Below are 14,920 nucleotides of genomic sequence, written 5' to 3'. Positions count from 1 at the left end.
GGGGCGCCGCGGCCTATTCGGGTTGCGGCGGCTCGTGCGACACCGGCCGCCCCAGCAGGAAGCCCTGGAAGTGCGAGCAGCCTTCCTGCGTCAGCCTTTCCAGCTGGGCCGCGGTCTCCACCCCCTCGGCGGTGGTGGGGATGTCGAGGCTGCGGCCGATGCCGTTGATGGCGCGGATGATGGCCAGCGCCTCCTTGCTCGATTCGACGTCCTGCGTGAAGGACTTGTCGATCTTGATCTTGTCGAACTCGAAGGTGCGCAGGTAACCCAGCGAGGAATAGCCGGTGCCGAAATCGTCCAGCGCCACTTTCACGCCCAGCTGCTTGAGCCGGTTGAGCGTGGTCAGGTTGGCTTCGGAGTTGGCCAGCAGCACCGATTCGGTGATCTCCAGCTCCAGCCGCCGCGCCGGCAGGCCGGACGTGGCCAGGGCCGATTCCACCAGCGAGACCAGCGCGTTGTTGGTGAACTGCGTGGCCGACAGGTTCACCGCCACGGTTTCGTGCGCGTCCCACGTCATGGCTTCGCGGCAGGCTTCGTGCAGCGTGAAGGCGCCCAGCTCGTGGATCAGCCCGGTCTCTTCGGCGATCGGGATGAAGTCGTTGGGCATGATGAGGCCCTTGGCCGGGTGCTGCCAGCGCATCAGCGCTTCGCGCCCCACCGTGCGGACATGGCTGGCGTCCTTGATGGGCTGGTAGTACAGCTGCAGCTGCTGCGACAGGATGGCCTGGCGCAGGTCCATCTCCATTTCGTGGCGCTTGAGCGCGGCCGCTTCCATTTCGGGCTTGAAGAACGCCAGGCAGTTGCGGCCATTGCGCTTGGCTTCGTACAGGGCCATGTCGGCGTAGCGCAGCAGGTGGTCGGCGCCGCACTCTTGCGCGGTGGCGCGGGCGATGCCGATGCTGACGCTGACCGGCACGGTGTGGCCGTCGACCTGGAAGGGTTCGCGCACCGCGTCGATCAGGCGCTGGGCCATCTGGCGCAGGTCGTCGGTCTTGTCGATGCCGGGCAGCACCACCGCGAATTCGTCGCCGCCCAGGCGCGCCAGGGTGTCCTGCTCGCGCAGGTTCTTGGCCAGGCGGCGGGCCAACTGGCGCAGCAGTTCGTCGCCGTACTGGTGGCCGAGCGTGTCGTTGACGCTCTTGAAGTTGTCCAGGTCCAGGCACAGCACCGCGGCGCTGCGTTCCCGGCCCTCGGGCGAGAGCGCCTTGAGCAGCCGTTCGCGGAACAGGCGGCGGTTGGGAATGCCGGTGAGCGTGTCGTGGTGCGCCATGTAGCGCACCTGGGCCTGGGCCGCGTTCTCGTCGGTGATGTCGTCGGCGATCAGCAGCACGTAGCGCGAACGCGGATCGCTGCTGTGGAACACCAGCGTCTTGCTGCGCAGCGTGCGCGGGCCGCGTTCGGTGATGACCTCTTCCTGGCCGGCTTCGCGCAAGGCGCCGTCGGAGCGCAGGGCGTCGTTGGTCAGGCGCTCGAAGAATTCATGGACCGCGGGCGGCAGGCATTGCTGCATGGTGTGGCCCTGCATCTGATCGCGGCGCGCGCCGAAGACGTTTTCGGTCTGCCGGTTGGCCAGCAGGATGCGGCGCGACACCGCGTCCAGCACCAGCACGCAGGACGGGATGTGCGAGACCACGGCTTCCAGGAAGCTCGACAGCGAGGTCAGTTCGCTGTTGTAGCGCTCGGCCAGTTCCTTGGCGTGCAGCACCTGCAGTTCGCGCTCGCGGCGTTCGGTGCAATCGCGCGTGATCTTGGCGTAGCCGATGAGCGCGCCGGCGTCGTCGTGGATGGCGTCGATCACCACGTGCGCCCAGAACGGCGTGCCGTCCTTGCGGATGCGCCAGCCCTCGGCCTCGAAACGGCCCTGCTCGCGGGCGATGTTCAGGCCGCGTCCCGGCAGGCCCGAGGCCTGGTCGGCGGGGCTGTAGAAGCAGGAAAAATGCCGCCCCACGATTTCGTCCCGCGTATACCCCTTGGCACGCTCGGCGCCGGCGTTCCAGTTGGCGACGGTGCCGTCGGGGTTCAACATGTAGATAGCGTAGTCAACGACACCTTGCACGAGGTGCCGATACATGACGTCGGAATGGTCGATGATCATTGGGAGTGGGCAGGCGTTGCGGGATTCGCGGCACTACTTGCGTTGGGTAACAGGCTCAGGGTTTCATGCGTTGCTTGAGGGCCTGCGTGATCATGGGGATGTCGAGATCCTGGCCCGGATGCTTCTGGCAGAAGTCGTACAACACCGCGATGTAGGCGTTGCCCAGCAGTTTGGTGATGGCGCCGGCGGTGGTGGCGGCGATGGTGCCGCCGATCGCGCTGCCGGCGCCGGGGATGAACTTCAGCAGGCCCGACACCAGCGAGCGACCGACCAGCGTGGCCGCGGACGCGCCCAGCGTGGACGTCACCAGCGTGCTGATGGCGGCGGTGTTCAATTCCATGCCGAAGGTGATGCCGATCTTGGCGATCATGCCGACCTGGATCGGCACCAGCGCCACGGCGTCGGAAAACGGAATCGGCGCGGCGGCGGCCGACGCGGCCAGGCCGGCGGCGACGTTCACCTCTATTTCAGCCCGCTTTTTTTTTACTTCCAGGGCTTTCTGGTTGCGGGTCGAAAGCGCGTTGGCGTAGGCGCGCTGCTGCGATTCGGGGATGAAGGCGGCGGTGGCTTCGATCAGCGCGTCCAGCCCCATCGGCGGCAGGTCGGCGTCCAGTTCCTCGATGCGTTCGGGCAGCGCGCGCACCGCCACCACCTGGCGCGCGCGCGGCAGCAGCGCCCGCGCCTGTTCCAGGAAGGGGCTGTTCTTGCGGGCCTTGGTGAGCACGCCGATGACCGGGATGCCGGCATCGGCCAGCAGCGCGCACAGCTCGATCTCGGCATCCTCGACGCGGTGGCTGCTGTCCTGGATGCAGAGCCAGGCCACGTGCAGGTGCCGGTCCTGGTCATCCGAGGCGGCGCGCTCGCGGATCAGGTCGGCCAGTTGCTGGCGCGAACGGGCGTAGTCGCCGACCTCCAGGCCGCGAGTGTCGATGATGGTGAGCGGATGGCCGGGCCGCGAGAATTCCTGCGTGGTCTGCGTGACCGGCTTGCCGGCGCCGGTCTTGGCCAGGTCGCCGCGGAACACCGCGTTGATGAGCGTGCTCTTGCCCACGCCGGTCTTGCCGGCGACCAGGATGTTGACGCGGCCCGCGCCGCGCGTGGCGGTGCTGATCGCGTCGGCGATTGCGTCCTGCAGCTGGGGCGTGTCGTGGCGGGGCGGCGTCATGGCTGGCGAAGGGAGGATGCGCGGCGGGCGCGGAAATCAGGCATGGCTCGATTCTAGCGACAAACGCGGACGGGGCCGGATCGCCCGGCCGCCGGCGGCCTAGCCGTACAGGTGTTCCGCCTCGGGGAAACGGCGCGCGCGCACGTCGGCGGCATACTCGCGGGCGGCGTCCTGGATGCGGGCCGACAGGGTGTCGTAGCGCTTCACGAAGCGGGCGGTGCGGTCGAACATGCCGAGCATGTCGTCGACCACCAGCACCTGGCCGTCGCAGCCGGCCGACGCGCCGATGCCGATGGTGGGGCAGGCGATGGCTTCGGTGATGGCCAGCGCCAGCGGCTCGACCACGCCTTCGATCACCACCGCGAAGGCGCCGGCGTCGGCCACCGCCGTGGCGTCGGCCGCGATGCGGGCGTATTCGGCGTCGCCGCGGCCGCGCGCGCCGTAGCCGCCGAGAATGTTCACCGCCTGCGGCGTGAGGCCGATGTGCGCCATGACCGGAATGCCGCGCGCCGACAGATAGGCGATGGCGGGCGCCATGGCCTGGCCGCCCTCCAGCTTGACCGCGCTGGCGCCCGTTTCCTTCAGGACCCGCGCGGCCGAGCGGAAGGCCTGCTCCGGGCTCTCCTCGTAGCTGCCGAAGGGCATGTCGACCACCACCAGCGCCTGGCGTGCGCCGCGCGCCACGGCGGCGCCGTGCGCGATCATCATGTCGAGCGTGACCGGAACGGTGGACGGCAGGCCGTAGATGGTCTGCGCCAGGCTGTCGCCCACCAGCAGCGCGTCGCAGTGGGGATCGAGCAGTTCGGCCATGCGCGCGGTGTAGGCGGTGAGCATGACCAGCGGCTCGGCGCGCTTGCGGGCGCGAAAGGCCGGGACGGTCATGCGGCGCGGCGCGGCGGCGGCGGAATTCAAGGTGGCGGTGGTGGACATGCGGGCTCCTGGTATGCGGCGCGCGCGGCCTGGTGCGGACGCCGCGCGCGGCACAGGTATATCACGGCGGCGGGGCCGACGCGTCCAGCAGGGCCGCGCGCATGTCCTCGAGAAAGGCCGCGGCGATGTCGTCCAGGTGGCTGCGGCGCTTCGCCACCATGCTGATCTCGACGTCGTAGTGGTAGGCGTTGGCGTCCAGCGCGTGCAGCAGGCCGGCGGCCACGTACGGCGCCGCGTAGTGCTCGGGCAGGTAGCCCAGGTGCGCGCCCGACAGGATCAGGATCAGCGCGGCCTCCATGTTGTCGGCCTCGGAGGTGATGTGGCGCGGCCGGCCGGCGAACGAGGATTCGGGCAAGGGGTAGGTGCGCCAGGTCCAGTCGGCGTCGGCGATGTCCTGTTCGGTGACGCGGCCGGCGCGCGCCGCCAGCGGATGGGTGGCGCCGCAGTAGGCGATCTGGCGTTCCTGGAACAGCGTGGTGTAGTCGAGCATCGGCACCCGGTGCAGGAAGTAGCCGATGGCGACCTGCATCTCGTCTTTCAGGATCAGTTCTTCCAGTTCGCGCGGACTGCGGATCAGCACCGACAGGCGCACCGCTTCGTCGCGCCGGCGGAATCTCTCGATGGCGTGGCCGATGCGCGCGTTCTGCGCCATGGTCGCGTTGCCGATCAGGCCCAGCGTCAGGTTGCCCACCAGTTGCCGGTGCATGTTGCGCGCCTGCGCGCTGAAGTCGTCCAGCGAGGCCAGCGCGCGGCGCGCCAGCTTGTCGAAACGCTGCCCCTTGGCGCTCAGGCGAAAGCCGCCGCGGCCGCGTTCGCACAGCGTGAAGCCGAGCCGGGTTTCGAGGGTGGCGAGCTGGCTGCTGATGGTGGACTGGCCCACGCCCAGCAGCGCCTGCGCGGCCGACACGCCGCCGGCGTCGACGATGGTCAGGAAGACGCGGATCAGCCGCAGGTCGAGGTCGGAGACGTTCGAGAGCATAGGGTAACTACCGACTAAACATTGATGGACGTCGATGTGAATTTTCCGAACCAGATATGGATGGAAAAAGAGCGGATTCCTATTATTCCACCGGAGTTGCCGATTTGGATCGACGCCGACGCCGCCGGCGGCGAGCGAGCCGATCGGCGCCGGAATGCGCGAGTTTTCCGGATTCACTTCTACGAAAGTAGTTGTTTGCCGGCGGCGGTCAATCAGCGTGCGCGCCCGCCGACGCACGCGGCGACACAAGGGGAAGGACATGGTTTTGGACATAGGCGTCGTGATGCTGTACCTGGCCGCCATGCTGCTGCTGGGCTGGTACGGCATGCGGCGGGCGAAGACGCACGAGGATTTCCTGGTGGCGGGCCGCAACCTGGGGCCGGGCTTCTACATGGGCACCATGGCGGCCACCGTCCTGGGCGGCGCCAGCACGGTCGGCACGGTCCGGCTGGGTTATGTGTACGGCATTTCCGGCTTCTGGCTGTGCGCCATGCTGGGCCTGGGCATCATCGTGCTCAATGTGTTCCTGGCCAAGCCGCTGCTGAAGCTGCGCATCTTCACCGTGACGCAGATCCTGGAGTACCGCTACAGCGCGCGCACCAAGCACGTCAGCGCGGTGGTGATGATGGCCTACGCGCTGATGCTGGCGGCCACCTCGGTGATCGCGATCGGCACCGTGATGCAGGTGCTGTTCGACCTGCCCTTCTGGCTGTCGATCCTGGTGGGCGGCGGCGTGGTGGTGGTGTACTCGGCGGTGGGCGGCATGTGGTCGCTGACGCTGACGGACATCGTGCAGTTCCTCATCAAGACCGTCGGCCTGATGTTCATCCTGCTGCCGATCTGCCTGTCGCGGGTTGGCGGCTGGGACCAGCTGGTGGCCAAACTGCCGGCGGCCAGCTTCGAGCTCGCCAGCATCGGCTGGCCCACGGTGCTGACGTACTTCCTGATCTATTTCTTCGGCATCCTGATCGGCCAGGACATCTGGCAACGGGTGTTCACCGCCCGCAGCGAGCGCGTGGCGCGGGTGGCGGGCGCGGCGGCGGGCCTGTATTGCATCCTCTACGGCCTGGTGTGCGCGTTGATCGGGATGACGGCGAAGGTGCTGCTGCCCGACCTGGCCAACGTCAACAACGCCTTTGCCGCCATCGTGCAGGCGGGCCTGCCGGAAGGCATCCGCGGCCTGGTGATCGCGGCGGCGCTGGCGGCGATGATGTCCACGGCCAGCGCGGCGATGCTGGCGTCGGCGACGGTGCTGTCCGAAGACCTGTTGCCGGCGTTGCGCGGCGGACGCGGTTTCACGCAGGTGCGCAGCCATCGCCTGGTGACGCTGCTGGTCGGCCTGGCCACGCTGGGCATCGCGCTGGCGGTCGATGACGTGCTGAACGCGTTGACCTGCGCCTACAACCTGCTGGTGGGCGGCATGCTGGTGCCGATACTGGGCGCCATCTGGTGGCGCCGCGCCACCACGCCGGGCGCCATCGCCAGCATGCTGCTGGGCTGCGGCACCGCGATCGGCTTCATGATCAAGGACGGCCTGGCGGCCAACACGCCCATCTACGCCAGCCTGGCGGTCAGCGTCCTCAGTTTTGTCATCGTCAGCCTGATGGGGCGGGCCGCCGCGCCTGTCCCGGGCGAGACCCCTTCCAGGAGCATTCCATGACCTTCACGCCCGAGAAGCTGGCCGCGCTGCGCGCCCGGTTCGGCGGAGCCAACGAGGCCGTCATCCACGACCCGCATTTCCGCGCCGTGGCGGCCAACGTCATCGACGAAAGCGGCACGCGCAGCGCGCCCTATGCCGGCATGCCGACCCTGCTCGACGCGCCAACCCGGCAGATCGACTGGGACCGGCCCGATTTCGGCGACCTGCAGGTGGCGCTGACGGGCGTGCCGATGGACCTGGGCGCCAGCAATCGCAGCGGCTGCCGCTTCGGGCCGCGGGCGTTGCGCGCCATCGAACGGGTGGGGCCCTACAACCACGCGCTGCGATGTGCGCCGGTGCGCGAGCTGCGGGTCGCCGACATCGGCGACGTGCCGATGCGCAGCCGCTACAGCCTGGAGCAGTCGCACGAGGACATCCACGCGGCCTACGCCAAGATCGTGGCGGCGGGCGTGACCCCCCTGTCGGTGGGCGGCGACCATTCCGTGACGCTGCCGATCCTGCGCGCGCTGGGCGCTCGGCAGCCGGTGGCGCTGGTGCATTTCGACGCGCATTGCGATACCGGCGGGCCGTTCGACGGCAGCCGCTTCCATCATGGCGGGCCGTTTCGGCAGGCGGTGCTGGAAGGCGTGCTCGACCCCACCCGCACCATCCAGATCGGCATCCGCGGCTCGGCCGAATACCTGTGGGAGTTCTCGTACGAATCGGGCATGACGGTGATCCACGCCGAGGACATTGCACGCCTGGGCGTGGAGGCCATCATCGCCCAGGCGCGCGCCGTGGTCGGCGACGGGCCGGTCTACGTGTCGTTCGATATCGACTGCCTGGACCCGGCGTTCGCGCCCGGCACCGGCACGCCCGAGGTCGGCGGGGTGACCGTGCGCGAGGCCCAGGCCATGCTGCGCGGGCTGGCCGGCCTGAACATCATCGGCGGCGACCTGGTGGAAGTAGCGCCGTCGTACGACGCCACCGCCAACACGGCGCACGCGGGCGCGCAGATCCTGTTCGAGATCCTGAGCCTGATGCGCTGGCGCGGCGCGCGCTGACGTGGCGGCGCGGCCCCGCCGTCAGGGCGCCGTGGCGCCCTCGCCCGTCACCTGCAGCAAGGTGTAGCGCCGGCTCGAATACAGCGGCGTGACCCGTCCGCGCCAGGTCGCCAGCAGCGTGGTGGCCTCGCGCTTGCGCACGGCCAGGAAGACCCGCTGGCCGGCGGCCGGCAGCACCGCGGCCAGGGCCTGCGGGCCGTCCACCAGGCCGGCCGTGTCGCGCGAATAGTAGCGCGCCGAGAACGGGCGGCTGCCGACGAAATAGAGCCGGTCGTCGGCCCGCATGGCGGCTTCGGCGCGCCGCACCAGCTGCTTTTCCGTCTTGTAGTGCGCCGGCTGCGCCCAGGCCAGCAGGGCCAGGACCAGCGCGGCGGCGGGCGCCAGCGCCATGCCCGCCAATATCAGCCCGGCCGGGCGCGCGGCGCGCCACCGTGCCACCTGCATGCCCAGCGCCAGCGCCACGGGCGGCAGCGCCGGCAGCACATAGGTCCACAGGATGTTGCCCGACAGGGTGAAGAACGCTGGCGTGGCCAGCCCCCAGGCCAGCAGGTAGGTCAGGTCGGGGTCGCGCGCCGCCGCCGCGACGCGGCGCCGCAGCGGGTCGTCGCGTCGCGGCCACAGCAGCAGGCCGAGCCAGGCCAGGCCCCACGGCATGGTCGCCAACAGCCAGTCCAGCCAGATGCTGCCATAGGGGCGCTGGTGGGCCGAACCGTAACGGTCGCCCTCCCAGCCCGGATCGACGAAACGCAGGATGTGCTCGCCGACGATGAAGTAGCGCAGGAACCCGGGCGTCTTCAGTTCGGCCGCGATGTACCAGGGCAGCGCCAGCGTCAGCGTCAGGGCGATGCCCGCCGCCCACGGCAGCGCGCGTAATTGCGCGCGCGCATTGCGGTGCCACAGCATCCACGGCACCATCGCGCCGGCGGTCAGCGCCAGCGCCAGCGGGCCCTTGGCAAGCAGGCCGATGGCCAGGCCGACGAAGAAGCCATAGCGCCACAGCGGCCGCGGGTCGCGCGGCGCCAGCAGGAACGACACCATCGACAGCGTGATCCCCAGGGCCAGGAAGGCGTCGGTCAGCACCGCGCCGGCGCTGGCGTACGGCAGCAGCATGGTGGCGAACAGCAGCGTGGCCCAGCGCGCGGCCTGCTCGCCGCGCAACTGGCGCGCGCAGCGGTGGACCAGCGCCAGCACGCCCAGCATGGCCAGCCACGACGGCAGGCGCACCGCCAGTTCCGACAGGCCGAGCAGCCGGATGGACAGCGCCTGGGCCCAGAAGGCCAGCGGCGGCTTGCCCCAGAACGGCTCGCCCGGCTCGAACCACGGGGTGATCCAGTCGCCGGTCGTCGCCATCAGGCGGGCGATCTCGGCGTAGCGCGGTTCGGAGGTGTCGGCGAACGGCATCATCGCCATCGCCAGCAGGCGCAGCGCCAGGATGCCGCCCAGGCCCAGCAGCAGGCCCCTAGAAGTTAACCGCATGCGGACCCTTGGCGGTGTCGGCCAGCGGCAGGGCGGCCACGGCGCTGTGCTGTACGTCGCGCACCAGGTAGACCGGGCGCTGCTTGGATTCCATGTAGGTCTTGCCCATGTATTCGCCCAACAGCCCGATGGTGATTAGCTGGATGCCGCTCAGGAACGTGATCATGGCCATCAGCGAGGGGTAGCCCTGGACGTCGTCGCCGTGGATCAGCGTCTTGAAGATGATGACGATACCGAACAGGGCCCCCAGCAGCGCGGCCGTCACGCCGGCGGCCGTGGCCCAGCGCAGCGGCGCGATCGAGAACGAGGTGATGCCTTCCAGCGCGAGCCGCAGCAGCGCGACGACGTTCCACTTGGTGGCGCCGGCGGCGCGCGGGGCGCGGTCGTAGTCGATGAAGCGGGTCGGCATGCCGATCCAGGCGTACAGGCCCTTCATGTAGCGGCAGCGTTCGGGCAGCCGCAGCAGCGCGTCGACGGCGCGCCGGCTCATCAGGCGGAAGTCGCCGGTGTCGGGCGGGATCGCGGCGCGGCTCAGCCGGCTCAGCAGGCGGTAGTAGGCGTAGGCCGAGGCGCGCTTGAACCAGCCTTCGCCGGCGCGGCTGCGGCGCCGCATACCGACCACGTCGGCGCCCTCGCGCCAGGCGCGCACCATGTCGGGGATCAGCTCGGGCGGGTCCTGCAGGTCGGCGTCCAGCAGGATGACGGCGGCGCCGGTCGCGTGTTCCAGGCCGGCGGTCATGGCGGCTTCCTTGCCGAAGTTGCGGCTCAGGCGCACCAGTTGCAGGCCGGGCTCGCGGGCCATCAGTCCGGCGACGTATTCGGCGCTGCCGTCCTGGCTGCCATCGTCGACGAACACGATCTCCCACGGCTCGTCCAGGGCGTCCAACACCTGCCGCAGCCGCGCGTGGCACAGCGGCAGCGCCTCGCGCTCGTTCAGGAAGCAGATGACGACGGACAGCTGTACCGGACGCGGCGGGGTGCGCGGCAGGATCGGGGTAGCGGGATAGGGACGCATTTTCGGAACGCCTTTGGGTCGATCGGTCGGGCCGCGCCGGCCGGGCGGCACCGGCGCATCGCCACTTTATTGAGCCGTCCGCGACAGCAGGCGGACGGCGACATTACATTTGCGCAAGGTGGCGCCCGCAGGGTCAGCCGGCGGCCGTCTCCTGGCGCCGCGCCGCGCTCTGCGCCAGCTCGAGTTCCTCGGCGTCCCTGCGGTGCATCAGGCGGTACAGCGCGGGCAGCACCAGCAGCGTCAGGATGGTCGACGAGATGATGCCGCCGATGACCACGGTGGCCAGCGGGCGCTGCACTTCGGCGCCGGTGCCGGTGGCGATCGCCATGGGCACGAAACCGAGCGAGGCCACCAGCGCGGTCATCAGCACCGGCCGCAAGCGCGTCAGGGCGCCCTCGCGCACCGCCAGGTCGAGCGGCTTGCCGGACTCGCGCAGCGAACTGATGAACGACAGCAGCACCAGGCCGTTCAGCACCGCCACGCCGCACAGCGCGATGAAGCCAACCGCCGCGGTGATCGACAGCGGAATGCCGCGCAGCCACAGCGAGATGACGCCGCCTGTCAGCGCAAAGGGAATGCCGGTGAACACGATCAGGCCGTCCTTGATGTTGCCGAACATGGCGAACAGCAGGCCGAACACCAGCAGCAGCGCGGCGGGCACCACGATCTGCAGGCGCTGGGCCGCCGATTGCAGCTGTTCGAAGGTGCCGCCCCAGGCGGTCCAGTAGCCGGCCGGCACCTTGATCTGCTCGGCCAGCGCCGTTTCGGCATCCGTCACGAACGACCCCAGGTCGCGGCTGCGCACGTTGGCGCTGACGACGATGCGGCGCTTGCCGTCCTCGCGCGAGATCTGGTTGGGCCCGGGCGCCAGGTCGAAGGTGGCGATCTCCGACAGCGGGATGTAGGCGGTCTGCGCCTGCGCGTCGCTCTTGGGCAGGGCGATGGGCAGCTTGCGCAGGGCCGGGATGCTCTCGCGCACCGTTTCCGGCAGGCGCACCACGATGTCGAAGCGGCGGTCGCCCTGGAAGAAGGTGCCCGCTTCGCGGCCGCCGATGGCGATGCCCAGCGTGTCCTGCACGTCGGCCAGGTTCAGGCCGTAGCGGGCGGCGCGGGCGCGGTCGATATTGACCGTCAGCACGGGCAGGCCGGTGGTCTGCTCGATCTTGACCTCGGACGCGCCGGGAATCGCCTGCAGCACCTGGGCGACCTCGGCGGCGGAGCGGTTCAGCACGTCGTTGTCGTCGCCGAAGATCTTCACCGCGACGTCGCTGCGCACGCCGGAGATCAGCTCGTTGAAGCGCAGCTGGATCGGTTGCGAGAACTCATAGTTGTTGCCGGGAATCTGCGCCGCTTCTTCCTGGATCGCGCGCAGCAGCTCGGCCTGGGTCTTGCGCGGCGCGGGCCACTGGTCCTTCGGCTTGAGCATGATGTAGCCGTCGGAGATGTTGGGCGGCATCGGGTCGGAGGCGATCTCGGCGGTGCCGGTGCGGGCGAAGACGCGCTCGATCTCGGGGAATTTCTGCTTCAGGCGGGTCTCCAGCTGCTTCTGCATCTCCAGCGACTGGCTCAGGCTGGTGCCGGGGATGCGCAGCGCCTGGATGGCGATGTCGCCTTCGTTCAGGTTGGGAATGAACTCGCTGCCCATGCGCGCGGCGATCACTGCGCATACCGCCACGAACAGGGTGGCGGCGGCCAGCACCAGCGGCGTGCGGCGCAGGGCCAGGTCCAGCAGTGGCGCATAGCGGCGCTTGGCCCACAGCATCAGGCGGTTTTCCTTTTCCGATACCTTCTTGCCGATGAACAGCGCCACCGCCGCCGGCACGAAGGTGACCGACAGGATCATCGCGCCCAGCAGCGCCAGCACCACGGTCAGCGCCATGGGGTGGAACATGCGCCCTTCGACCCCGCTGAGCGCGAAGATCGGCAGGTACACCACCATGATGATGAGCTGGCCGAACAGCAGCGGCCGGCGCGCTTCGCGCGCGGCGGCGAACACCTCGTGGAAGCGTTCGCTGCGGGTCAGCGGCCGGCCTTGCTGCTCCTGAGCGTGGCTCAGCCGCCGCACGCAGTTCTCGACGATCACCACCGCGCCGTCGACGATGATGCCGAAGTCCAGCGCGCCCAGGCTCATCAGGTTGGCGCTGACCTTGTAGGTGACCATGCCGGTGAAGGTGAACAGCATCGACAGCGGGATCACCATGGCGGTGACGAGCGCGGCGCGGATGTTGCCCAGGAACAGGAACAGGATCACGATCACCAGGGCCGCGCCTTCCAGCAGGTTCTTCTTGACCGTGGCGATGGCCTTGTCGATCAGGTTGCTGCGGTCGTACACGGTGACGGCCTGGACGCCGGCCGGCAGGGTCTTGTTGATGGCGTCGATGCGCGCCGAAACCGCCTGCGACACCGCGCGGCTGTTCTCGCCGATCAGCATGAACACCGTGCCCAGCACCACTTCCTGGCCGTTGTCGGTGGCGGCGCCGGTGCGCAGCTCGCGGCCGATGCTGACGTCCGCCACGTCGCGGATGCGGATGGCCTGGCCGTCCACGGCGGTCAGCACCACGTCGCGGATGTCGTCGATGGAGCGCACCTGGCCGGGCGCGCGGATCAGGTACTGCTCGCCCTTGCGCTCGATGTAGCCGGCGCCGACGTTGGCGTTGTTGCGGTCCAGCGCCGTCATGATGTCGGTCAGCGACAGGCCGTAGGAGGCCAGCCGCTCGGTGTCGGGCGCCACCTGGTATTCCTTGGCGAAGCCGCCGATCGAGTTGATCTCGGTGACGCCGGTGATGTTGCGCAGCTGCGGCTTGATGACCCAGTCCTGGATCTCGCGCAGGTCGGTGGGGGTGTAGGGCGTGCCATCTTCCTTGGTCGCGCCCGGCTCCGCCTCCACCGTCCACAGGTAGATCTCGCCCAGGCCGGTCGAGATCGGGCCCATGGTCGGCGTGATGCCTTCGGGCAGGCTTTCCTTGGCTTCCTGCAACCGCTGGTTGACCAGCTGGCGCGCGAAATAGATGTCGGTGCCGTCCTTGAAGATCACCGTCACTTGCGACAGGCCGTAGCGCGACAGCGAGCGGGTCTGCTGCAGGCCGGGCAGGCCCGCCATGACGGTCTCGATCGGATAGGTGATGCGCTGTTCGGTTTCAAGCGGTGAATAGCCGGGCGCGCCGACGTTGATCTGCACCTGCACGTTGGTGATGTCCGGCACGGCGTCGATCGCCAGCCGGGTGTAGTTGTAGACCCCGATGGCGGCGACGCCCAGGGTGACGAAAATGACGAGCCATCGTTGCTCGATGGCGAAGCGGATCAGGCGTTCGAACATGTCTGGATGCTCCGGCTCAGTGCGCGTGGCTGGCGCTGGCCTTGCCCTGCTCGGCCTTCAGCACGAAGGCGTTGCGCGCGACGTAGCGGGCGCCGGCGGCCAGGCCCGACAGCACTTCGACCTGTTCGCCGGCGGTACGGCCGAGCTTGACCCGCTGCGCCAGGAAGCCCCCTGGCGTTTCGACGTACACCACCGGTTCGTTCTCGACGGTCTGGACCGCGTCGGCCGCCACCACCAGCGGCGCGTCGGCGCTGCTGGTAACCACGTTGACCGAGACGAACAGGCCCGGCCGCCACGCCATGTCGGGGTTGTCGAGGGTGACGCGGGCCGTGGCCGTGCGGGTCTGCTGGCCCAGCAGCGAGCCGATGTACGACACCTTGCCCCGGGCCTGGCCGGAGAAGGCCGCCGAGGCGACGCTGGCGGCTTCGCCGACGCGCACGTCCTGCAGGTCCTTGGGCGCGATCACGAACTCGGCCCAGACCGTGCGCAGGTCCGACAGCGTGAAGATGCTGGCGGTGTCGGGCAGGGCCTCGCCCAGGGCGATGTGTTTCTCGACCACCACGCCGTCGAACGGCGCGCGGATCTCCAGCCGGCTCAGGTCCCTGGACTGTGGCGGCGCGCCGATGGCGGCGAGTTTCTGCGCGGCGTTCTGCACGGCGATCTGGGCCTCCTGCAGCGCGGTGCGCGCCTGCTGGTAGTCCTGTTCGGCCGAGACCTTCTCGCGCCACAGCTTGAGTTCGCGCTGGTGGGTGGCGGCGGCGAGGTCGCGGCGCTTGCTGGCGGCCAGCCATTCGCTGCGCAGTTCCGACAACGCGGTGCTCGACAGCGCCGCCAGCAGGTCGCCTTGTTTGACCTGCTGGCCCAGGTCCGCCGACACCTCCTGCACCACGCCGGCCAGGCGCGGCACCACGTGCGCGGTGCGGTCGGCGTTGAACTTGATCTCGCCGGGGAATTGCGAAGCGGTCTCCAGCCGCGCGGGGCCGGCCGTTTCGATGCCGAGGCCGGCGGCCTTGATCTGTTCGGCGCTCAGCGTGATCTTGTCTTCGTCATGATCGGCCGGGGCGTCGGCCTGGCCGGCCTTGCCAGCGGGCGCGGCCTCGGCGGCGGCATGGCTGTGTCCGTTGCCGGCGGCGTCGGCCAGGGCCGGGCGCGGCAGGGCCAGCGCCAGCAGGCAGGCGGCGGACAGGGCGGCGGCCAGCGCCGGGCGGGAGAAGGCGGAAAGCGCGGTGTGCATGGTCATG

The 14,920-nt window shown here is 69.5% G+C and carries 10 protein-coding genes; 2 read left to right on the top strand and 8 right to left on the bottom strand.

Annotated elements, in window-relative coordinates; translation table 11 throughout:
• Positions 1 to 13: 13 nt before the first annotated feature.
• The 4 genes from I6I07_RS05855 to I6I07_RS05840 form a co-directional block, all read right to left on the bottom strand.
• Positions 14 to 2,095 (bottom strand): EAL domain-containing protein, encoded by a 2,082-nt coding sequence (locus I6I07_RS05855; RefSeq protein ID WP_198485968.1) that lies wholly within the window; start codon positions 2,093 to 2,095, stop codon positions 14 to 16.
• Between the two features lie 55 nt (positions 2,096 to 2,150).
• Positions 2,151 to 3,260: a YcjF family protein gene (locus I6I07_RS05850; protein ID WP_198485967.1), complete on the bottom strand. Its 1,110-nt coding sequence runs from the start codon at positions 3,258 to 3,260 to the stop codon at positions 2,151 to 2,153.
• A gap of 99 nt (positions 3,261 to 3,359) precedes the next feature.
• A complete protein-coding gene (gene panB, locus I6I07_RS05845; RefSeq protein WP_198485966.1) occupies positions 3,360 to 4,190 on the bottom strand; it encodes a 3-methyl-2-oxobutanoate hydroxymethyltransferase in 831 nt (276 codons plus the stop codon).
• Between the two features lie 61 nt (positions 4,191 to 4,251).
• Positions 4,252 to 5,169 (bottom strand): LysR family transcriptional regulator, encoded by a 918-nt coding sequence (locus I6I07_RS05840; RefSeq protein ID WP_198485965.1) that lies wholly within the window; start codon positions 5,167 to 5,169, stop codon positions 4,252 to 4,254.
• Positions 5,170 to 5,428: 259 nt separating this feature from the next.
• Between I6I07_RS05840 and I6I07_RS05835 the strand changes: the two genes are divergently transcribed.
• Positions 5,429 to 6,829 (top strand): sodium:solute symporter, encoded by a 1,401-nt coding sequence (locus I6I07_RS05835; RefSeq protein WP_198485964.1) that lies wholly within the window; start codon positions 5,429 to 5,431, stop codon positions 6,827 to 6,829.
• Complete coding sequence (gene speB / locus I6I07_RS05830) at positions 6,826 to 7,872, top strand: agmatinase (RefSeq protein WP_198485963.1); 1,047 nt, start codon at positions 6,826 to 6,828, stop codon at positions 7,870 to 7,872. Before I6I07_RS05835 ends, speB begins: the two co-directional genes overlap by 4 nt.
• Before the next feature lie 21 nt (positions 7,873 to 7,893).
• Here speB and I6I07_RS05825 read toward each other — a convergent pair whose 3' ends face one another.
• The 4 genes from I6I07_RS05825 to I6I07_RS05810 all read right to left on the bottom strand — a co-directional run bounded on the left by I6I07_RS05825 (position 7,894) and on the right by I6I07_RS05810 (position 14,919).
• The gene (locus I6I07_RS05825) at positions 7,894 to 9,348 is read right to left on the bottom strand and encodes an ArnT family glycosyltransferase (RefSeq protein ID WP_198485962.1); all 1,455 of its coding nucleotides are present in this window, start codon (positions 9,346 to 9,348) and stop codon (positions 7,894 to 7,896) included.
• Complete coding sequence (locus I6I07_RS05820) at positions 9,332 to 10,363, bottom strand: glycosyltransferase family 2 protein (RefSeq protein ID WP_198485961.1); 1,032 nt, start codon at positions 10,361 to 10,363, stop codon at positions 9,332 to 9,334. The genes I6I07_RS05825 and I6I07_RS05820 overlap by 17 nt, the downstream gene beginning before the upstream one ends.
• Positions 10,364 to 10,496: 133 nt before the next feature.
• A complete protein-coding gene (locus tag I6I07_RS05815) occupies positions 10,497 to 13,679 on the bottom strand; it encodes a CusA/CzcA family heavy metal efflux RND transporter (protein ID WP_198485960.1) in 3,183 nt (1,060 codons plus the stop codon).
• 16 nt (positions 13,680 to 13,695) lie between these two features.
• Positions 13,696 to 14,919 carry an efflux RND transporter periplasmic adaptor subunit gene (locus I6I07_RS05810; RefSeq protein WP_198487430.1) on the bottom strand — a complete coding sequence of 408 codons (1,224 nt, stop codon included), beginning with the start codon at positions 14,917 to 14,919 and terminating at the stop codon, positions 13,696 to 13,698.
• Between the last annotated feature and the right edge of the window lies 1 nt (position 14,920).

It is taken from the genome of Achromobacter deleyi (assembly GCF_016127315.1).
GTDB lineage: Bacteria > Pseudomonadota > Gammaproteobacteria > Burkholderiales > Burkholderiaceae_B > Achromobacter > Achromobacter insuavis_A.
Note: the sequence above shows the minus strand (reverse complement) of the source record. Positions and strands in the feature narration are given on the sequence as shown.